The sequence below is a fragment of the Winslowiella toletana genome, from assembly GCF_017875465.1.
Classification (GTDB): domain Bacteria; phylum Pseudomonadota; class Gammaproteobacteria; order Enterobacterales; family Enterobacteriaceae; genus Erwinia; species Erwinia toletana.
In genome coordinates this window covers 4011171-4030893 of the sequence record NZ_JAGGMQ010000001.1, presented here as the reverse complement: position 1 = coordinate 4030893, position 19723 = coordinate 4011171, and the positions used below count along the sequence as shown (strand labels likewise).

At 54.4% G+C, this 19723-nt stretch carries 19 protein-coding genes; 4 read left to right on the top strand and 15 right to left on the bottom strand.

The genetic code is table 11. The features are described 5' to 3' along the window. The first annotated feature begins 449 nt into the window (after window positions 1-449). Window positions 450-617 carry a hypothetical protein gene (locus tag J2125_RS18830; protein WP_017799145.1) on the top strand — a complete coding sequence of 56 codons (168 nt, stop codon included), beginning with the start codon at window positions 450-452 and terminating at the stop codon, window positions 615-617. 20 nt (window positions 618-637) lie between these two features. On the opposite strand, the gene J2125_RS18825 is transcribed toward J2125_RS18830, so the two are convergent. From J2125_RS18825 to J2125_RS18785, 9 genes are all read right to left on the bottom strand, one after another. Then, window positions 638-1216, bottom strand: a complete 579-nt coding sequence (locus tag J2125_RS18825; RefSeq protein ID WP_017799144.1) for an SDR family oxidoreductase — start codon at window positions 1214-1216, stop codon at window positions 638-640. A gap of 136 nt (window positions 1217-1352) precedes the next feature. Then, window positions 1353-2366 carry an isopenicillin N synthase family dioxygenase gene (locus tag J2125_RS18820; RefSeq protein ID WP_017799143.1) on the bottom strand — a complete coding sequence of 338 codons (1014 nt, stop codon included), beginning with the start codon at window positions 2364-2366 and terminating at the stop codon, window positions 1353-1355. A gap of 194 nt (window positions 2367-2560) precedes the next feature. Next, window positions 2561-3310: an SDR family NAD(P)-dependent oxidoreductase gene (locus J2125_RS18815; RefSeq protein WP_241763879.1), complete on the bottom strand. Its 750-nt coding sequence runs from the start codon at window positions 3308-3310 to the stop codon at window positions 2561-2563. An 8-nt stretch (window positions 3311-3318) separates the two neighbouring features. Then, a complete protein-coding gene (locus J2125_RS18810; RefSeq protein WP_017799141.1) occupies window positions 3319-4284 on the bottom strand; it encodes a zinc-dependent alcohol dehydrogenase in 966 nt (321 codons plus the stop codon). Window positions 4285-4294: 10 nt separating this feature from the next. Further along, window positions 4295-5581: a hypothetical protein gene (locus J2125_RS18805; RefSeq protein ID WP_017799140.1), complete on the bottom strand. Its 1287-nt coding sequence runs from the start codon at window positions 5579-5581 to the stop codon at window positions 4295-4297. Next, window positions 5574-6902, bottom strand: a complete 1329-nt coding sequence (hisD, locus tag J2125_RS18800; RefSeq protein WP_017799139.1) for a histidinol dehydrogenase — start codon at window positions 6900-6902, stop codon at window positions 5574-5576. The genes J2125_RS18805 and hisD overlap by 8 nt, the downstream gene beginning before the upstream one ends. A 14-nt stretch (window positions 6903-6916) precedes the next feature. Continuing rightward, window positions 6917-7678, bottom strand: coding sequence for an ABC transporter ATP-binding protein (locus J2125_RS18795; protein WP_017799138.1), 762 nt, complete (start codon window positions 7676-7678; stop codon window positions 6917-6919). Next, entirely contained in the window at window positions 7678-8523 is an 846-nt protein-coding gene (locus J2125_RS18790) for an ABC transporter permease (protein ID WP_026111439.1), read from the bottom strand. The genes J2125_RS18795 and J2125_RS18790 overlap by 1 nt, the downstream gene beginning before the upstream one ends. A 13-nt stretch (window positions 8524-8536) precedes the next feature. Beyond that, on the bottom strand, window positions 8537-9520 hold the full coding sequence (locus tag J2125_RS18785; RefSeq protein WP_017799136.1) for an ABC transporter substrate-binding protein: 984 nt from the start codon (window positions 9518-9520) through the stop codon (window positions 8537-8539). A gap of 410 nt (window positions 9521-9930) precedes the next feature. Between J2125_RS18785 and J2125_RS18780 the strand changes: the two genes are divergently transcribed. Continuing rightward, window positions 9931-11088: a M20 aminoacylase family protein gene (locus J2125_RS18780; protein WP_026111438.1), complete on the top strand. Its 1158-nt coding sequence runs from the start codon at window positions 9931-9933 to the stop codon at window positions 11086-11088. Window positions 11089-11180: 92 nt separating this feature from the next. On the opposite strand, the gene J2125_RS18775 is transcribed toward J2125_RS18780, so the two are convergent. The 3 genes from J2125_RS18775 to dinG all read right to left on the bottom strand — a co-directional run bounded on the left by J2125_RS18775 (window position 11181) and on the right by dinG (window position 16554). After that, window positions 11181-13085, bottom strand: a complete 1905-nt coding sequence (locus tag J2125_RS18775; RefSeq protein WP_209499520.1) for a M60 family metallopeptidase — start codon at window positions 13083-13085, stop codon at window positions 11181-11183. Window positions 13086-13349: 264 nt separating this feature from the next. Beyond that, complete coding sequence (gene ybiB, locus J2125_RS18770; protein WP_209499519.1) at window positions 13350-14327, bottom strand: DNA-binding protein YbiB; 978 nt, start codon at window positions 14325-14327, stop codon at window positions 13350-13352. A gap of 73 nt (window positions 14328-14400) precedes the next feature. Beyond that, complete coding sequence (gene dinG, locus J2125_RS18765; protein WP_017799132.1) at window positions 14401-16554, bottom strand: ATP-dependent DNA helicase DinG; 2154 nt, start codon at window positions 16552-16554, stop codon at window positions 14401-14403. A gap of 352 nt (window positions 16555-16906) precedes the next feature. On the opposite strand from dinG, the gene J2125_RS18760 reads away from it, so the two are divergent. After that, window positions 16907-17263: a DUF1640 domain-containing protein gene (locus J2125_RS18760; RefSeq protein ID WP_209499518.1), complete on the top strand. Its 357-nt coding sequence runs from the start codon at window positions 16907-16909 to the stop codon at window positions 17261-17263. Between the two features lie 10 nt (window positions 17264-17273). On the opposite strand, the gene J2125_RS18755 is transcribed toward J2125_RS18760, so the two are convergent. Genes J2125_RS18755 through J2125_RS18745 form a run of 3 tightly spaced genes read right to left on the bottom strand, consistent with a single transcriptional unit; the run spans window position 17274 to window position 18824 of the window. Further along, a complete protein-coding gene (locus J2125_RS18755; RefSeq protein ID WP_017799130.1) occupies window positions 17274-17741 on the bottom strand; it encodes a GNAT family N-acetyltransferase in 468 nt (155 codons plus the stop codon). Continuing rightward, window positions 17728-18264, bottom strand: a complete 537-nt coding sequence (locus tag J2125_RS18750; RefSeq protein WP_017799129.1) for a GNAT family N-acetyltransferase — start codon at window positions 18262-18264, stop codon at window positions 17728-17730. Before J2125_RS18750 ends, J2125_RS18755 begins: the two co-directional genes overlap by 14 nt. Further along, window positions 18261-18824, bottom strand: coding sequence for a helix-turn-helix domain-containing protein (locus J2125_RS18745; protein WP_017799128.1), 564 nt, complete (start codon window positions 18822-18824; stop codon window positions 18261-18263). Before J2125_RS18745 ends, J2125_RS18750 begins: the two co-directional genes overlap by 4 nt. Window positions 18825-18974: 150 nt before the next feature. Here J2125_RS18745 and J2125_RS18740 point away from each other — a divergent pair, with 150 nt between their 5' ends. Beyond that, window positions 18975-19706: a MerR family transcriptional regulator gene (locus J2125_RS18740; protein ID WP_017799127.1), complete on the top strand. Its 732-nt coding sequence runs from the start codon at window positions 18975-18977 to the stop codon at window positions 19704-19706. The last annotated feature ends 17 nt before the right edge of the window (window positions 19707-19723 follow it).

The following is a 19723-nucleotide window of genomic DNA, read 5'->3' as shown; positions in this document are numbered from 1 at the left end:
TTTGGAGGTTTTATTTGTAATTGATAATAACCGGAGAAGGGATAAGATGATGAAAGCCACGTTGATAGCATTGCCATATTAAATCATCGATACTGTTTGCGCTGAATTTTAGTCTTAAGTTTTTCAGGTGGAAATCATAAGCATTTAATGAGACCCGCGCCAGTTCACTATCATTTAGTCCAATCAGTAACTCAGGCGATACGCCTGAGTACTGGGAAAAATTGACATTGGATGCGACAAATCTGTGATCTTTGTCCTTAACTAACATAATGCCGACACCCCATGGAATAATCGGGTTTTGATAATACCATTCAATATTTTTTTGATTGCTTGTGTTGTTTGTTATTTTTCCCTACGATATAAATCAACCATACTTTCATCCTAGGCTAACTATTATTTAGCTATATATAGCACCATCAACATAAATGCAGATAACTTATGGAAAAGTTATGAATGATAAACAGAAAGACAAACGGATAAAAACAAAAAACTTACCCAATCAAAAAGGTCCGTTATCAGGCTACTGGGTCGCCATTTTCGAAGGTAATATTGAAGGTGCAGAAATGGAGCAAGAAGCCATACAAAAGATCCTCAATAAACGAAAAGATTTAAATTAATTTACAGTTAATCATTACAATTAATTTTGTTGTCTGGTTGGAGCAATAACCAGTTCGCGAACACATACGCTTTGTGGGAGTGAGTAGGCGAAAATCACCGATTTTGCTACCTCTTCTGCGCTCATTACGCCGCCGATATCACTTTTCCACTGGCGGTATTCGTCAACAATCGATTCGCTGGAGATATGGTCAAGTAATTCTGTTTCAGCAGCCCCCGGTGCAATGGTTATCACCCGAATATTATAAGGCGCCATTTCCCATCTGACCGTTTCCGAAATACCATGAACCGCAAACTTCGTCCCCGAATAGGCAGCATGGTGCTCATAGGTTTTGCGGCCTGCCAGCGAACTGATATTGATGATGGTGCCTCGTTGGTTTTTCTTCATACTCTCCAGCACAATGCTAATACCGTTGAGTAAGCCCAATACGTTAGTTTCAAACATTTTGCGCCATTCAGCGTCGGCCTGTTGCTCAATATTACCCAACAGCATAATACCTGCATTATTGACGATACAGTCGACCGGCCCATACGCCTCTTCCGCCTCATCAATAGCATCAATGAAGCTTTGAAGATCGTTAACATCAATAGTGCGGCACAAGCTGTGCGGTAAGTTAAGTGCAAACAGACGCTATGTGCGCCGGGCTAACAATAATAACGGGTGTCCAAGCGCGCTAAATTGTCTGGCGATTTCTGCACCAAATCCAGAACTGGCGCCGGTAATCACTATGAGTTTTTTATCCATTTTCGCACATCCATTTGCGGTAAAATTTGCAGGCTACATCGGGGTGAGAGCGGAATCGCCCTTTGATATAGTTTATTCCTGCATCTCTGAGTAATGGGTTTTGCGGATCGGTATCGACACCTTTGCAGTCTTTGCGCAGATGTTCTGGCAACGGAAAAACCGGCACCGTCGCATCCAGGCTGGCACCTAAGAACCACGCAACAGAGAGCCGTTCCGCGCCCGCGGGCGGTGCAACCACCCGATGCATGGTCGCACGCAGATAACCATTGGTCGCCAGTTCTAATAATTCGCCGATATTCACCACAAACAAACCATCTATTGGCTGGACATCAATCCAGCGCCGCTCGCTGATTTCGACCTGTAACCCCGGCTGTTCATCCTGCATAATAAAAGTTAGCAGTCCCGAATCCTTATGCGCGCCAACACCCTGGCTGGTAGAGGCGCAGTCTCGTCCCGGATAGCGGATAAGCTTCATATGTTCATTCGGCTGGTTGCCATAAAGGATATCGAAACAGGAGGCGGGTAATTCCAGTGCCAGAGCTAACAAACGCAGCAGTTTTAACGCCACGACAGTCATCGCTTGCTGATATCGCAGCGTGACTGATTTTAAATCGGGTAAATTCTCTGGCCACTGATTCGGCCCATGCATGCAGTGCCATACTGGGCTATCCGCCGACATATTAACTGCAACTCTTTCAGCACCAATATCAAACTGCTCTCGCCAGTCTGGCTGTCCCCGCGTTAACTCAGCCGCCGCGCGATTATAGCCGCGAAAGTGCGGGGAATTAATCATAGAAACGGCCAGTTTTTCTTCGTCAGATAATAAAAAGAAAGCGCGAGTCACTCTCTTTATATCATTTAATAACGCGCTATCGACACCATGTCCGGTTAAATAGAAAAAACCGACATCATGGGCGGTCTGCCTTAATGTCGACAAACATTTTTTTTGCCCGGCATCCGATTCCTGCACTGGCGAAATATCAATAATGGGGATGCTTTCTGACATACGTAATCGTTCCTTTTCCATCGGAGTGAATCAAACCCTGTAAAGATTTTTCGCTCCGACGCAAACGACTTTGGTGAGTATTTTCTACGCTGAATAATAGATATATTTAAAATTATTATTTAATTAATCGCACCTGAAGTCTCTCGATAAGCAGATCTGATCAAGAGACATTTTGGTATAGAGGAACAAGTGGTTTAAATCGAGGCTAAATAGCCGCCATCCACATACAGCACCTGGCCGGTGATATAGCGGGCGGCATCGGAGCAAAGGAAAATCGCCGCGCCGACAAGGTCGTCCAGCTCACCAAAGCGGCCAAGGGGAATTTTCGCCAGCATCGCGGCGCACCAGGCGCTGTCCTGATAAAACACCTCTGTCATATCAGTACTGAAATAGCCCGGCCCGATGCCATTCACCCGAATGCCCAGTGACGCCCACTCACTGCTCAGGGTATGCGTCAGCCCTACCAGCCCGGACTTTGATGCGCCATAAGCCGCAGCACCCGGCACGCCCACTTTGCTGGTCAGCGAACAGAGATTGACTATCGCCCCGCCGCCATTCTCCGTCATCAGACGCGCCGCCGCCTGCGCACAGAAAAACGCCCCTTTCAGATTGGTATCGACAATGCGCTGCCACAGCGCTTCATCGACATCCAGCGACGGGCACAGCTGCTCGGTTCCGGCGTTATTAATCAAAATATCCGGCGCATCCAGCGTGGCAAATGCGGCGCTGATCTGTTGCGGTTGCGTCACATCCAGCAGCAGGCCGCTGGCGGTGACATCAAGCTGCTGCAGCTGCGCCACTGCCGCGTCGAGCGTGGTCTGCTGGCGCCCGCTAATAATCACCTGCGCACCGGCCTGCGCCAGTCCCGCCGCCAGCGTAAAGCCAATGCCGCGCGTGCCGCCGGTGATCAGCGCGCGCTTACCGGATAATGAAAAACGTTGCATCGTTGCATTCATGGTTGTACCCACGACTTTAACCAGCGGCTGTTGCCGGCAATCAGATCAAGATAGGTTTGTGGCACCGCATCCAGCGCGATCGGTGGCGCGGTCAGCGTCGCCAGTTTATCCGCCAGTTGCGGCAACAACGCCAGCGCCTGACGTTGCTCATCAGCAAATACGCTACAGCCCACCAGATCGATTTCACGCTCCACCAGACGATTAAAATCAAAGTCCGCGCGATGATGAAACAGCCCGACCAGCGCGATACGGCCACCGGCGCTAATCTCATCGACCAGCTGTTGCAGCACAGCGGTAATACCGGTGGCTTCCACCGCATAGTCAAACTCACCGTCCGGCTGCAGCGGGATGATCTGCGCCAGCAACTGATAACGTGCGACATTGGGTTCTGACAGCTGCACCTGGCACTGCGCGACTTCATGCAACAGCAGCGCCACCAGGCCGCCGATGGTGCCGCCTCCGGCCACGCGCACCCGCGCACCCGCCGGAATACGCAGCTGATTCACCACCCGCAGCGCCACGCCCAGCGGTTCGCTAAGCACCGCCACCGCCGCTGGCATATCCGCTGGTACCTTAAGCAATCCTTCCGGCGGTAATACCGTCTGTTCAGCAAAACCGCCATCACAGACTTCACCGACAAAACCCAGCGCGGTACAGAGATTAAAGCTGCGCCGCTGACAGGCAGGGCACTCACCACACCAGACGCGGGAATCGGCCACCACCCGGTCGCCAGGCTGGAAGCCGCGCACATCAGCGCCCACTTCCAGCACTTCGCCACAAATTTCATGGCCCGGCGTCACCGGCAGCTGCGCAAGCCACTTGCCGGTGCGATAGTTATGCAGATCTGAACCGCAAATCCCCGCCGCCAGCACTTTCAGCCGTAGCTGATTCGCGGCCATCTCCGGCAGATCAAGCGTGTTAACCCGCAAATCACCGACGCCATATAAACGTACCGCTTTCATCGCCCTCTCCTCACACCAGCTGTTGCAGCCAGCGATCAAATTCATCATCACCTTCACTGCCAAGCATCACCGCGATGGCCAGCCCCAGCGCTGAACTGGTCGGCGTATGACCACTGCCGCCTGCGGCGCGCAGATCGAGCACCAGCGTCGGACAGCAAAACAGCGCCAGTCGCATAATCCGCTGCCAGTTGCCCGGCAATAGTCCGCGCGATCGCAGCTCATTCAGCAATGGTCGCCAGTAGAGATCGCCTTTACTGCGCAGAAATGCCGCGCGCAGCGAGGTCAGCTGCCAGTTATGGCTGACCTGCAGGGTGTCGCCGGTGCGCGTCACTGCAACCTGATACAGATCGGCGGCCAGCGCCGGTTCATATAACCAGCAGGGATGGGCAAAGATATTGTGGAAAGTGGCTTTGATCTCCGCCAGCAGCGCCGGGATATGGCTACCGGCAAAAGCCGGATCAAAACTCACCAGCTGCGCCACGTTATCGTGGGTTTCAAACCACACATTGGCGTTATGCGCATCGCCATGCGCCACCACTACCCCATGCTGCGCCAGTGCTGCGGGCGCCAGCGTGGTCGCGGCTTCCAGGAACAACTGACGCAGCGTGTGGTGGTAACGTACGCCGTTAATTTCCCACTGCAGATTGCTCAGGGTCTGCCAGCTCAGCTGCTGGTCGCCGAGCTGAAAGTTTTTATCAACATAAAACTGCTTTACCCGCCCGCCCAGCCCCGGCTGTTCGCCGGGGGTGATCAGCCGGTGATAAAACAGCTGATGAATGGGTTCGGCGGCCACCTCCGTGGCGCGCCCGGCCTGTAATGTCGGCAGGGTTTGCTGCAGGATTTCCGCATCGGCGCGACGCTGTGCTTCGATCACCTGCTGTTCCGCCACCGCTGACGGTTGCAGTTCAATATCACGGCAGACATCCGCCAGCCGCCGATCGTCACGCAGGCGATAAAGCAGGATCTGCCGCCCCGGCTCACCACAGGCATACAGCGGCACATCGACGCGAAAACCATGCTCACGCAACAGCTCCGCGCGGTAGTACTCTTCGATGGTGTGATCTTCACCCTCTTCATGGTGATATTTAAAAAACAGCGTGCGGTCGTCGGCCAGCGTTACCCGGCCATTCAGCGAGTTAAGACTGTACTGATCGCGGTTAATCTGCAAAGTCAGCGCCTGTACGCCAGTCACCTCGCCGATTAACTGACAAAGCTTCTCACTGGCCTGCTGCCACTCCCCGGCGCGCGCCAGCGTGCGTGCTTCAGCAGCGAGGGGCTGACGGGAATCTTCAGCCATGCTTATCCCCTTCCAGCAGGGTATTACGCAGCCCGGAAACCGCCAGCGCATGACCAGGAAAACCTTCGTATTCGGCAAAGCGTCTGGCTTTATCGGCCAGTGGCTGGTAGCCCGCCGCCGTGACATAACCGACCGAGATACGTTTCATATAGTCGAATACCGACAGCGGTCCGGCGGTTTTTGCCGCGCCATTGGTTGGCAGCACCGCATTGGGTCCGAGCACAAAGTTACCCAGCGTAATCGGGGTATATTTCCCCAGCAGAATCTCACCGGCATTACGGATTTGCGTCATCACCGCCATCGGTTCTGCCGTCAGAATCTCCAGATGCTCCGGCGCATACTGATTAACAAACTCCACCGCAGTGGCGAAATCTTTAGTCAGCACCACCCCGCCATGATCGCCGCACAGCACTTGCTGCGAGAACCCGGCGCGCTGCTCGGTTTGCTGCGCCCAGTAGCCCGGCAGCGCTGCAATCGCCTGTTCCGCCACCCGGCGGCTGGAGGTCACCAGATACGCCGAGGAATCCGGACCATGTTCTGATTCAATCAGCAGATCGAGCGCCGCCAGCGCGCCATCAACACTGTCATCGGCCAGAATCAGACTTTCGCTCGGACCGGCCGGGACCCCCGGATCCAGCAGATGGGTCAGCTGGCGTTTTGCCGCTACCACCCACGGGCTGCCTGGCCCGACAATTTTCAGGCATTTTGGTACCGTTTCGGTGCCGTAAGCCACCGCCGCCACGCCCTGCGCGCCGCCGCATTTATAGATCTCAGTGATCCCCACCAGCCGCGCCGCAACCAGCGTCGCATCATCCACTTTGCCATCCGGTCCTGGCGGCGTAATCACAATCGCGCGCGGTACCCCGGCCACCACCGCCGGTACTGCGGTCATAATCAGCACGCTGGGGAAGGAACCTTTACCGCGCGGCACATAGCAGGCCACCGCATCGATCGGCACATGGCGATCGCCGGCAAATGCCCCTGGCTGCATCTCTTTCAGCCACATCTCTTCCGGCTTCTGCGCTTCATGGAAGGCGCGCACGTTTTCCACCGAGAAGCGAATCGAGGCAATCACTTCCGGATCCATGCGGGCAAAGGCTTCGTCAAATTCGCTCTCTTCCGCGCGCAGGGAAAAATGTTCCGGCTGCACGCCATCAAACTCACGGCCAAAACGGATCAACGCCGCGTCGCCTTGCGCCTGAACGGCGGCAATAATTGGCGTCACGCGTTCGCTGAAAAAAGAGAGGTCCGATTCAGTACGTTTAAACAGCTGGGTCGGCAACTGGTCGGCGGCCGAGAGATCGTGAAAAGTTACAGACATCTTCTATTCCTTCATTAGTTAGCGAGCGCAGGCTGGCGAATGCGATCCAGCACGCGATGTTGCAGGTCAATAAATTCAGGCTCACGGTTCATGGTTTCCAGACGCGGGCGTGGCAGATTGACGTCAAAGGTTGAGTCAATTACCCCAGGCCCCATCACCACAATGCGATCCGACAGCCATACCGCCTCTTCAATATCATGGGTAACAAACATCACCGTCAGACGGTGTTTCTCCCAGATTTCAATCAGCAACTGTTGCATCTGATGGCGCGTCATGGCGTCAAGCGCGCCAAAAGGCTCATCCATCAGCAGGATCTTTGGCCGGTATGAGAGCGCGCGTGCAATGGCGACGCGCTGCTTCATACCGCCGGAAAGCTCGCCCGGCCAGCGGTCACCGGAGCTGCCCAGCTTCACCAGTTCCAGATGCTGCTGGGCAATATCGCGGCACTGATTCGCCGGAATCCCCGCCGCTTTCAGCGCAAATTCAATATTCTGCCGCGCAGTCAGCCACGGCAGCAGCGTGTAGGACTGAAACACCACGCCACGGTCGATGCCGGGGCCGGTAATCGAACGGCCATCCACCAGCACATCGCCGCTGTCGAACTCTTCCAGCCCGGCGGCAATCGACAACAGAGTGCTTTTGCCGCAGCCGGACGAACCGACAATCGAGACAAATTCGTTATCATTCAGGGTTAAATCGATACCGTGCAGCACCTGACGCCGCGTTTTCCCCAGAGAGAAGCTCTTATCCAGATTTTTTAAGGTCAATGTCGCCATCAGGAACGTCTCCGGTTGTAGCGGAACAGCACACGCTCGGCGGCGCGCATCAGCTGGTCGGTGATTAATCCCAGCAGACCCAGCAGCAGAATGTAGCCAATAATGGTGTCAGTCTGGAAATAGCGTTGTGATACCACAATGCGATAGCCGAGGCCGGAGGTTGAGGCCACCAGCTCCGCCAGCACCAGCCAGGTCCACGCCCAGCCAAGGCTGATACGCAGTGCATCCCAGATGGCCGGAAACGCCGCCGGCAACACAATACGGAACAGGATTTTGCGGTCCGGCATACCCAGCGTGCGGCCCAGACCGATAAAATCGATCGGTACGCGTTTTACTGCATCAATCATCATCAGCACCTGCTGGAAAAAGGTGCCAATCCAGATCACCAGAAACTTCTGGAAGTCGTCGGTGCCGGTCCACAAAATGGTCAGCGGCACAAAAGCCACCACCGGCATATAGCGGATAAAATCCACCAGCGGTTCAACAATCGCTTTAAACAGCCCGTAGCAACCGGCCAGCACGCCAATCACAATCGCCATCAGCGATGAAATGGCAAAGGCGATAACAATACGGTACAGACTGCTCTGCACATCGCTCCACAGCGTGCCGTTAACCGCCAGCGCCAGCATGCGCTGCCAGACGCGATCCAGTCCTGGCAGAAACAGCGGCGGGATCGCACCGCTTCTCGTCGCCAGCCACCAGCTGCCAGTCAGCACCACAAACACGATAATGGCGATCGTCAGAAACTGACTCTGGGTTGGCGCTTTGCCGATCGTCATCAGGCTCCAGCGACGACGACGCGGTTTTGACGGAGGGCTGGCGCCCTCCAGTTTTAACGAACTCATAGCACCTCCGACCTTAATCGGCATTAACAAAACTGGCGTCAATCACCTGCGCCGGCGTCACCGGTTGCTGGATAATGCCGGCTTCCGTGGCGGCTTTCAGAATATGCGGGAAGGTTTTGCTGGAGTAGTCATGGCTCAGCAACTGTTTGTTCTCTGCCAGCGTGTAGTACTTCACACCATCAAAGGCGGTTTTCAGCTCATCCGGCGTCGCGCCAACCGCTTTGGCAATCACGGCGCGGTCGGCAACCGTGTTGGCCTGGTAGTGCGCCAGCGCCGCATCCCAGGTTTTAATCAGGGCGGCAATCTGGCCGGGTTTGTTTTTAATCGCGTCATCACGCACCACCAGCACGTCACTGATCAGGCCCGGATCGGAGTGGCCGCTGTAGAGCATTTTCAGGCTGGCATCGCCCTGCATCGCCACTGACAGATAGGGTTCATAAGTGACAGCCGCCGGAACACGTTTGGCAATCAACGCACTACCGGCAGAAGCCGCAGGCATCGGCACCGGCTTGATATCACTGAAGGCCATGCCTGCCGACGCCAGCGCGCTGCGCAGCAGAATGTCGCTGGTGGTGCCCTCTTCATAGGCGACCTGCTTGCCTTGCAAATCTTTTAACGAGCCGATCTCTTTCGACACCAGCATCGCATCGGCGGTGTTGCTTTGATCGAGCAGCAGCACCACTTTCACCGGCAGGCCAGCGGAGATCATGCCCATCGCCGTGTGGGAAGCGATATTTGCCGCATCAATTTGCCCACTGGCCAGCGCCGCGTTAATATCTTTATCTTCGGCGAAGTTAATCACCTCGACCTTTTCAAACCCCTGTTTTTTAAACAGGTCATGCGCAACGGCAACATGCCACTGGCCGTAGCCAAGCCAGGGTTCAACCCCCATCTTCAGGGTTCCTGCTTCCGGAGCCGCCACAGATGAGGTGGAAGCCAGCAGACCAAAACAGCAGGCAGCGGCGAGAGTGTTTTTCAACGCACGGAGAGAAAGCATGTTGGTTTCCTTCTGGTGAATTTAACGGTGAGCTGTTATAGCTCTGTCCGCTCATGTATATACAAGTTCATGCAAGAGCAATGCCAATCAGCAAAGCCTGACCGACTGGCTTCTCCCTTTTCCTGATGCCCTTTTTTGGCGCAAATTGCCGCTGTTCGCGCACCATCATTGCGCAGAAAAAGCACACTAATGGGTTATGTTTAAGACAACTGGCGGCAACTGCAAAAAAGCATCGATAATTATTCAGTCTGGCTCACAAAGTTTCGTTGCCCGGGCAACGCGGTCTGGATAAAAAGGATTTTCTGCTGTGACTGATGGACGACGCACCTCTGTTGCAACTAAAGTGAAAGTCGAATCAGTTCGCGGTAATGCTGGGGATATACGGCAATAACATGGAGAAAAATGCATTTATGACCATTCCTGTTTCGTTAATTGAAGAAGCAATTAACTGGCGACGCCAGCTACATGCACGGCCCGAACTGGGCTATCAGGAACATCAGACATCGCGAATGGTCGCCGAACAGCTGCGGGCCTTTGGTCTGCAGGTGCATACAGGGCTGGCGGGCACCGGTGTGGTCGGCACGCTGGAAAACGGGCCGGGTCCGGTCATTGGTCTGCGTGCGGATATGGATGCGCTGCCAATGACTGAACTGGGTAATCCCCCCCATAAATCAAACCATCCCGGCGTGATGCATGCCTGTGGGCATGACGGCCATACCGCGATCCTGCTGGCGACCGCTAAGCTGCTTAGCCAGACGCGGCGCTTTAGCGGCACCCTGCACTTTGTCTTCCAGCCCGCTGAAGAAAATCTTGGCGGCGCGCGCAAAATGGTCGAAGACGGCTTATTTACTCTGTTTCCGATGGATGCCATTTACGGTCTGCATAACTGGCCGGGACTGCCAATCGGTGCTGTTGCGGTCAACAGCGGCGTTATGATGGCGTCACTGGATTCATTTGAAATCACCCTGACCGGTAAAAGCTGCCACGCCGCAATGCCCGAAAGCGGCGCCGACCCGATAGTGACCGCCGCTGAACTGATTATGGCGCTGCAGACTATTCCGGCGCGCCGCCTGTCGCCGCTCGCCTCAGCCGTCGTCAGCATCACCCAGATTAATGGCGGCGAAGCCATTAATGTGATCCCGGAACAGGTGAAACTGCGCGGTACGGTGCGTTGTTTACAAAGCGAAGTGCGCACTAAAGTTCGCGGATTGATTGATGAGTTTGTGACTACTTTACCGACACCATTTGACGTCGAGGGAACGATTAACTGGTATCCCGGCTACCCGGTAACCAAAAATCATCCGCAGCCGGCAATCAATGTGCGCGAGGCGGCGATTAGCGCGTTGGGCGAAGATGCTTTGCGCTGGGAAGTGAATCCATCAATGGCATCAGAAGATTTTGGCTGCATGCTGGAAGCCTGTCCGGGCGCTTATTTCTGGATTGGCGCCGACGGCGACACCCCTTCACGCCCGCTGCATAATGCCTGGTATGATTTTAACGATGCGATCATTGAGCAGGGAATTGGCATCTGGCTGCGGCTGGTGGAACGCCTGCTGGCGTTAAAATAGTGCGGCGATAATAAAACAAGCGAACCACCAGAATGGGGTTCGCTTGTGGGTTAACAGTCATGGTTTTCAGGGTGCAACCTGCACAGGTCAGGTTACTGATACAGCGTCCATGCGTCTTTCCAGTTCAGGCCCATGCCGGGTTCATAATGCAACATTTGTGCTGCAGTTTTCACCGTACACCAGCCAGTGTACGGCCATGGCTTGCACTGATAGAGCTTGCCATCGCGTGATTTCACAATATCGCCGGCGTGATAAACCATATTATCACTGAAAGCAGGATAGCCAGGCTGCGGTTCCGGTTGTGGTTCCGGCTGTGGTTCCGGCTGCGGTTCCGGCTGCGGTTCCGGCTGCGGTTCCGGCTGCGGTTCCGGCTGCGGTTCCGGCTGCGGTTCCGGCTGCGGTTCCGGCTGCGGTTCCGGCTGCGGTTCCGGCTGCGGTTCCGGCTGCGGTTCCGGCTGCGGTTCCGGCTGCGGTTCCGGCTGCGGTTCCGGCTGCGGTTCCGGTTCGCTAATTACCTCATCAGGCGCCGGCAGGCGCAGACTGACGATTTCAGCGGCGGCGGCAGAGCTATAACCCAGTCCCCACTTATCAAAGAAGCTGCGCAAATCATGGCCAGAGAAACGGCTGGCATTAATCACAAACCAGTCTTTGGTTTTCTGCACGGTGTTAAACTGCCCCGCATTATCACCATAGTGATAAGCCGCGCGCCATGCTTTGCCCAGTTGCGGATACAGGTTGTCATAGCTGGACAACAGCTGGCAGAACATCACCATCCGCGCAAATTCCGTGCCGCTGCCACCCTGATCAAACTGATAAGGCTCACCGGATTTCAGAAAGTTTACGACCGCATCAGGATCGCGCGAGACTACGCCATCTTTGTCGCTTTTATTCTGAAAACAGGCTTTAGCATTCACTTTGCCGGTTAACAAATGCTGAATCGCCACCGAGTAAATATTGACACTCACCTCGCCCAGCCCCGACCAGTTCACGCCGCCAAACTGATACTGATGACCGTATTCATGCCATTCGCCCCAGGCGGTCGGTCTGAGTTTGTTACTGAAACCAATCCGTACCAACCCCTGGCCACCCGCCGCAGAACAGCAACCTTCGTAGGAGGCGTTAATCAGCCCCTGCGTCGGCAGGTTTAACGCACTTTGCGTGCTGTCAAAACCGTTGACCTTATCGCTTTCGATGGTCATCAGCAGGTGCTCACGCATTAAGCTGATGATATTGTCCTTCGCGGAGGCTTGCGCTTTAGCCGCTGGCGCATAGAGGCGTGAACGCCCGCTAAACAGCAGCACCTGGCCCAGCGGATTAGGCGTCTGACTGATCTGCGTTTCCCATTCCTGCTGCGACGAACGGCCAAAAATAAACATCGGATAGGTTTTACCGCCAGACCCAATAGTTACTGGCACCATGGTTTCATAATGCTGCATATCACGAGTTTTATCGAAACACGCCAGCATTAAGGTACCCTGTTGTCTGGCCTGATATTCAACGCTACTGTTTTTAACCAGTTTGATGACATCAAAAATATGGTTTTCATCATTAAATTTGACACCCGTTGAAACGCTACAGTCGATTTGATTATCGCTATAATCACCTGCACTGACCTTAATTTTATCGCCAGCCTGCATAAATATCGGCGTAATAAAATGCCCGGTTCTGCCGCCCGCATGGGTGCGCGCACGGCCATTAGCATGCACTTCAGTAACAGGGATGTTAAATGCACGACCATTCTCCGCCGGATAGATCGCCAGCGTGCGTTTGATCCAGTACAACGGATCATTTCGGTCCTGCGAGCGCGCCAGTGCGCTTTGCGGATCGGATGTTAACTGCTGCGGCGTCAGATCAAATTGCTTTAGCGCCTCCTGAAAACCCGTGTTTTGCGCTTCGCTGCTCCACCAGTAATTCTCCTGTGGGCCAGCATCCGCAGCGGCTGCTACCAGCGGAGTCATAACAACACCGGTTAACAGTAAATAAACCGACTTCTTCATTCTTACCTCATTATTACTTATCTTTCCCTGGGAAAATAAAGTCTCAGTCAGTAATACTTGCGATTGAAAATCAGCATGACCGAGACTTCTCCGCGCAGGGTAAAATGAAATAAGTGAGTATTCGATAAGAAAGAGCGGGAATATATTTTCCCAAAGTTGCGCGGTTATTAAGAAATATCCAGACAGGAAACGGTTAATTCTTTTTTTAACTGATAGAGTTAATTTGGTGCGGGCGGCACTGCCGCCCGTAACGTTTAACTGGCGTTAATAACCCGCGGCATCCAGTTCAGCAAGACCGCTGGCGATATCCGCCGTTTGCCCGCTGGCGACAAAGCAGCAGGCCAGCTGTAACCGCAATGAGTGCGGCACCGGTAGATCTTTATTGACCACCCGCTGGATCCAGCCAGCCGTCCCGGCGGCTTCTTTGGATAACGGCAGCGCATCACGCGCGATAGCCACCTCCTCCTGACGCGCCAGCAGTAGCTGCGGTTCCGTCTGCTGACCACCGATCAGCGTGATTGCCGGACAACGTTGCAGATTAGCGTAGACTTCACCTTCCGTGCCATTCATCAGCAAAGCGGCGCCGCCAATGGCAGTAAAGAACTTCGCCACCCGCGCAATATATTCCGGATGTGAAACGCTGGAGAGGCGCAGCGCAGCGGCTTCCGCAAATGGCGTAGCCAGCTTCGCCAGCGTATGCGCGCTGTTACGCACCCCCATGCGCCAGCGCAGGGAGAGTTGTGTTGCCAGCGGCGGACAGAGCGTAGCTACCGACATCAAAACCAGCTCACCGGCATCCAGCTGTTGCTGGGCGGATCGCGCATCCATCACCGGCGTAATGCCCAGCGCGCTAAACACCGCTTCACTGGTCACGCGAGTGGGATCGTCACTGACCGCATGCACCACCACCGGAAAGCCAAGTTTTGACAGCAGCAGCGCCAGTAAAGGCGTCAGATTGGCCTGCTTACGCGCGCCGTTATAGCTGGGGATCACAACCGGCAGCGGTTTACCGGCAGGCGGCGTCAGCTGCAGCACCTGCTCCTGCATCGCCTGGTAAAAACCCAGCATCTCCTCTTCGCCTTCCCCCTTAATACGCAAGGCGATTAACAGGCCACCCAGCTCCAGTTCCGGCACTTCCCCCGCCAGCATGCTGCGATAGAGCGCACGCGCCGTATCAATATCGATATCACGCGCATGGTTTTTGCCACGCCCCACTTCTTTAATAATTTTGCTGTATTCCATCGCTCTGTTTTTTCCTGATCGGATAGTGCAAAAACGGACGTCATGCACAACATTGACACGGTTTACGGACAAATCAGCGCCGCCGTCTGGTTTTTTTGGCGCTTTTTTCTTTTAGCGCTGGCGGTGGGTCCCCTGCCGGCATCGCGGGCTGTTCAATCGGAAACACCGGCAGCGCAGCCAGCAGACGTGGGCCATAACGTTTGCTGATTAAGCGTCGATCGTAAATCACAATCTCACCGAAACATTCGTGACTACGAATCAGACGACCCACCTGTTGAATCAGATTAAACGACGCGCTGGGTAAACTCTGTACCTCAAACGGATAACGTTTCAGGCTTTTCAGCCACTCCCCTTCGGTCAAAATTACCGGACTGTCGATCGGGGGAAAAGCAATTTTATGGATATGTACCTGCGTCAGCAGCTCGCCTTTCAGATCCAGCCCCTCGGCGAACGATTGCAGGCCTACCAGAATGCTGGTTTCACCCTGCTCCACCCGCTGACGATGCAGCGCCACCAGGCGACTACGTGGTTTATCGCCCTGCACCAGCATCATCAGCCGCAAATCGGTAACATGCGTCAGAAACAGCTGCATGGCGCGGCCACTGGCAAACAGCACCAGAATCCCTTTATGCTGCGCTTGCGTCATTTGCTGACGGAAAAAATGCGCCATTTCCGCAATATGTTGCGGCTCGCTGGCCATTACCGGCTCATGGCGCATCTGCGGAATGACCAGTTTTCCCTGCTCAATATGATTAAAAGGAGAATCCAGCGCGACAAAGCGGTCACCGGGCTTTTCACTGAGGCCAGACATCTCCTGCAGGCGGTTAAAACTGCTCAGCGAACGCAACGTCGCGGAGGTCACCACCACATGTGGCACTTTGCGCCACAGCAGTTTCTCCAGCTGCTCACTGACGCGAATGCCGGCGCAGTGAAACAGCAGGTGCGCATTGCCTTCGCGGTTTTCACGCGTCACCCATTTTGATACTGGTGCGCCCGAGGCTTGCTCCATCGCCGCCAGACGCCATAGCTTGCTGATCGACTCGAACCACGCAAAGGCCCGATTCATCTGTAACAGTGTGCGGTGCAGGCGCACCACATCATACTGGCCGGTTTTGTCGCTCAGATCGTTAAGCAACGCCTCTGACAGACCACGCAGGGCATCGCTCAGCTTAAACAGACGCGCGCACAGGGTAAGGATCTCTTCCGGCAGTTGCCCCATCTCAAAGCGGTATTCACCAGCGATCTCATCTTTTGGCAGCCACAGCGCCAGCATCGCCGACAGCATCTGCAACTGCTCACGCATCTCTTCGCAGTGCCCCTTCAGCCGTTCAATATTGGCCAGCGGCGGCGGTGTTTTTGGCCGGAACTGCGCCATACACAGCTCCACCAGACGCACAAACAGATCGAGTTGCACACTGGTCCAGCCCGGGGTGATTTCCGCGCTCATCTCCAGCGCATCGCGCGCCACCTCAGGTAAATGATGGCCTTCATCCAGCACCAGCAACAGATTTTTTGCCGGTGGCAATACCGACTCATTTTCCAGCGCGGCCATCACCAGTGCATGGTTAGCCACTACCACATCAGCATTCTCAATTTCGCGGCGCGCCACAAAGAACGGGCACTCGCGATACCAGTGGCAGTTATGTCCCAGACAGTTGGCTTTATCGGTACTCAGGCGCTGCCACAGAGAGTCTTCAATCGCTTCCTCGCTGTGATCGCGCAGACCATCCCACTGGTAGCGGTCGAGGGATTTTTGCAGGACCGCGCACTGGGCACGCTCATCTTTGCTGGCGGTAAGTTCGTCATCGAGAAACAGCAACAGATCGCCCTGCTGATCTTTGTCAGCCGCCAGCGCCGACAGATTACGCGGACACACATAACGCCCGCGACCAAAGGCAGCCGTAAATTTAAGATCGGGGATAATTTTTTTCAGCAGCGGCAAATCTTTACTGAAGATTTGATCCTGCAGGGCCACATTGGCGGTGCTGACCACCAGCGGTTTCTCCTGCGCACGACCAACCGCAATGCCAGGGATCAGATAGGACAGCGTTTTTCCGACGCCGGTGGGCGCTTCAATCGCCAGATGTCGTCCCGCGTCGCCCGCCAGCGTTTTCGCCACTTCGGCGATCATCTGGCGCTGCGGTGTACGCGGGATAAAATCGGGAACCTGTTGTTGCAGGGCCTTGTACCACTGGCCGATTTGCGCTTTTAGCGCGGAGGTAAGCATTTATTTAGGTTCTGTTTTATTTCAGTTAGTTGTCGAAAAATCAGCTTATATTATGCACAACATATCATCATAAAACACAACAGTGCTCTACAGAGAATTGCAGCTATTCAGCCCTGGTTTGCGGCGGAGTTTACCATATGCGTGACGCATTCCAAATTTCGTTAGTGGTGATTTTCATTCTTGCTGGCTCATGATTGAATCAGCTAACCGAGTGTCATCTGCGGCAAAAAATTGACAAAAAACTCAGGACAACCAAAAGGATATTGGATAAAATATGCACAATGCAAAACAGACTAAAATCGCCCGGGGAAACTGTCGGTTCTCCGACGGTAATCACAAAGGAGGTGATAATATGCAACCGAGACTGGAAAAACTCGAATATGATGTGAGCAAGCTGCAAACCGATGTGAGCAAGCTGCAAACCGATGTGAGCAAGCTGCAAACCGATGTGAGCAAGCTGCAAACCGATGTGGGTAAGCTGCAAACCGATGTGGGTAAGCTGCAAACCGATGTTGAAGTCCTGAAAACCGATGTTGCAGAGCTGAAAATTGATGTCGCGGTGATTAAATCAAACTATGCCACTAAAGCGGATATCAGCGCCATCAGAAGTGAAATCAGCGAGGCGAAGAGCCAAATCATTATGTGGGTGATGGGTGCCGTGTTTCTGGCGCAATTTATTCCTGCCATCATCAAGGCGTTTACCGGCTAAAGCTGCGGAATTATTCCAGCACCTTACCGAAACAAACAGCCTCCGGATTACCACTATAGCGGCCATAATTGTCAATTAACTGATAACCATGGCGCAGATAAAATCTGACCGCCTGTTGATTGACCCGCCGCGTTTCCAGCCAGATTTCCCGATATCCCAACTGACACGCTTCCTGCTCCAGAAATGCGAGCAGTGCATAGCCAATTCCCAGAGCAGGCTCTGCCGCATACATACGCTTTAATTCGGCAATCCCGGCGCTAAGCGGCCGCAAAGCGCCACAGCCAATGGCGCCACCGGCCTGATTGCGCGCAACAGCAAAACAGGCGCCAGCATGCTGTAAATCCTGCGGATTAAACGAGCTAAGGCCACTGTCACCGGTAATGTCATGCAAAGCGGCGGATAGCTGCATCATCAGCAACTGCGCATCAGCAGAAGTGACCGGCTCACGGGCAATGACCAGTCCGCTATGATCGATCACTGTTTTGTCCGGTCAGCTTATACATCACGGTGGTGGCATCAAACTCACCTGCCGTTGACCGCGCATAACAGGGAATGCTGCCAGCTACCTGCCAGCCAAGCGACAGGTAAAGCTGTTCCGCCACATCACCACTGCGCGTATCCAGCACCAGCAGCGTGCGCTGCGCCTGCACGGCAATCTGCTCGGCCTGAAGCATCAACTGGCGCGCAATCCCCTGTCGCCGCGCCCGCGGATGCACCAGCAGTTTGCTGATCTCCGCCCGGTGTGAACCATTTGGCATCATGCCCAGCACCACAATAATAGTGCCGACAATCCTGCCCTGCTCACGCGCCACCAGCAGCTGCTTATCACCACTGGCAAGACTGTAAACCACATCCTGCCAGAAGCGGGTGACTGATAATTGATCGGCAGCATCAATAAAACCGATACTCGCCCCTTGTGCTACACAGCGGGTGAGCACTTCGCACAGCGCGGGATGCTCCTGCTGCGCCTGTGCGGCATCCAGTATTTCGTAATCAATCATGGTCGGCATACCACCAGAGCGTAGTGCGCCATAGTGTCCGGCGCGTGAAAAGAGGAGCGGCCAAAAAGATGAAAGCGCAGACAATCTCCGGCGACCAGCCGCCAGTGCTGCTCATTCATCCTGATTTCCAGCACACCATCCAGTATCCAGATATGTTGCTCCAGGCCCGGCAGCGGCGGCGTATCGTATTCAATGCGCGCCCCGGCACGCAGCCGTGCCTCAACCAGCTCAGCGCGAAAGGCAGTGGCGGGCGGTGACAGACTGCGCCGCTCAAAACCATTCTCTTTATCAACCCATACCAGCTGCTGTTCCGCACGCAGGTGCTGGGCAATATTCTCTTCCACATCACTCAGTAAGCGCGACATGGTCAGACCATAAGCTGCACACAGCTTATTCAGCAGGGACGCCGTCGGACTGGTTTCCGCGCGCTCAATCCGTGACAGCGATGCGCGACTGATACCGGTGTTCTCCGCCAGTTCTTCCAGCGACCAGCCTTTCTCCAGCCGCAATTCAGCCAGCCTGAAAGCCAGTCGTTGTTCAGTGCCATCCTGTCGGGTCATATATTCATCTCAAATAAGGGATTAAATCTCAAATATGAGAAATACTCCTGAAATTGCGCCAGGTCAACCTGTACAATGTAAAAATAGTTGTACAAGTTAACCGTGTCGGGCTAACGTTGAGGTAGAGATGGTCGCATAAAGAGGAAAAACATGGCCGTTTATAGTATCGGTGAAGTCGCTGAACGTTGTGGGATCAACCCGGTAACGCTACGTGCATGGCAGCGTCGTTATGGTTTGTTAAAACCCCAGCGCTCGGAGGGAGGTCATCGTCAGTTTGATGATGAGGATATCCGCCGTATTGAAGAAATCATGCGCTGGGTGGAAAGCGGCGTACCGGTGGGCAAAGTGAAGGCCCTGCTCGAGGGTGAAAACGTCCATGCCCATGACGGCTGGATGACCCTGCAGGATGAGCTGATGGCGGTGCTGCGAAGCGTACGCCCATCCAAATTACGGGTAAAAATTGCCACAATGGGTCGCGAAAACCCATCAGATGCGCTAATAGATAATGTGATTATACCGGTTCGTCAGCGGCTGGGATTGGATCAGGCTACGGCAAAAGCCATGAGCAGCCTGCTGGATGGCGCACTTATCGACTATGTCGCATTCTGTCTGACAGGATCGCGTAAGAAGGCCGGTAAAGATGCGTTACTGCTCGGCTGGGGAACAGAGGATCGCACCCGACTCTGGCTGGAGGCATGGCGCTTATCACAGCATGGCTGGCGCATTGACGTATTAGCAGAACCACTGGATACCCTGCGACCAGAGCTTTTCCCTGGTCAGCATCTTTTCCTGTGGACCGGTAAAAAACTCACGCGGGGTCAGCAGGAACAGATCGCGCACTGGCAGGAGCAAGGGTTCTCCATTAAACCCCTTAGCGGTTAAAGCAGTTTAGGGATAAC

Coding starts and splice junctions, on each gene's coding strand:
- J2125_RS18795 (WP_017799138.1), bottom strand. CDS start 7,678: ATGGCGACATTGACCTTAAAAAATCTGGATAAGAGCTTCTCTCTGGGG.
- hisD (WP_017799139.1), bottom strand. CDS start 6,902: ATGTCTGTAACTTTTCACGATCTCTCGGCCGCCGACCAGTTGCCGACC.
- J2125_RS18805 (WP_017799140.1), bottom strand. CDS start 5,581: ATGGCTGAAGATTCCCGTCAGCCCCTCGCTGCTGAAGCACGCACGCTG.
- J2125_RS18815 (WP_241763879.1), bottom strand. CDS start 3,310: ATGCAACGTTTTTCATTATCCGGTAAGCGCGCGCTGATCACCGGCGGC.
- J2125_RS18740 (WP_017799127.1), top strand. CDS start 18,975: ATGGCCGTTTATAGTATCGGTGAAGTCGCTGAACGTTGTGGGATCAAC.
- J2125_RS18750 (WP_017799129.1), bottom strand. CDS start 18,264: ATGATTGATTACGAAATACTGGATGCCGCACAGGCGCAGCAGGAGCAT.
- J2125_RS18830 (WP_017799145.1), top strand. CDS start 450: ATGAATGATAAACAGAAAGACAAACGGATAAAAACAAAAAACTTACCC.
- J2125_RS18820 (WP_017799143.1), bottom strand. CDS start 2,366: ATGTCAGAAAGCATCCCCATTATTGATATTTCGCCAGTGCAGGAATCG.
- dinG (WP_017799132.1), bottom strand. CDS start 16,554: ATGCTTACCTCCGCGCTAAAAGCGCAAATCGGCCAGTGGTACAAGGCC.
- J2125_RS18785 (WP_017799136.1), bottom strand. CDS start 9,520: ATGCTTTCTCTCCGTGCGTTGAAAAACACTCTCGCCGCTGCCTGCTGT.
- J2125_RS18790 (WP_026111439.1), bottom strand. CDS start 8,523: ATGAGTTCGTTAAAACTGGAGGGCGCCAGCCCTCCGTCAAAACCGCGT.
- J2125_RS18810 (WP_017799141.1), bottom strand. CDS start 4,284: ATGAAAGCGGTACGTTTATATGGCGTCGGTGATTTGCGGGTTAACACG.
- J2125_RS18760 (WP_209499518.1), top strand. CDS start 16,907: ATGCAACCGAGACTGGAAAAACTCGAATATGATGTGAGCAAGCTGCAA.
- J2125_RS18775 (WP_209499520.1), bottom strand. CDS start 13,085: ATGAAGAAGTCGGTTTATTTACTGTTAACCGGTGTTGTTATGACTCCG.
- J2125_RS18745 (WP_017799128.1), bottom strand. CDS start 18,824: ATGACCCGACAGGATGGCACTGAACAACGACTGGCTTTCAGGCTGGCT.
- J2125_RS18780 (WP_026111438.1), top strand. CDS start 9,931: ATGACCATTCCTGTTTCGTTAATTGAAGAAGCAATTAACTGGCGACGC.
- ybiB (WP_209499519.1), bottom strand. CDS start 14,327: ATGGAATACAGCAAAATTATTAAAGAAGTGGGGCGTGGCAAAAACCAT.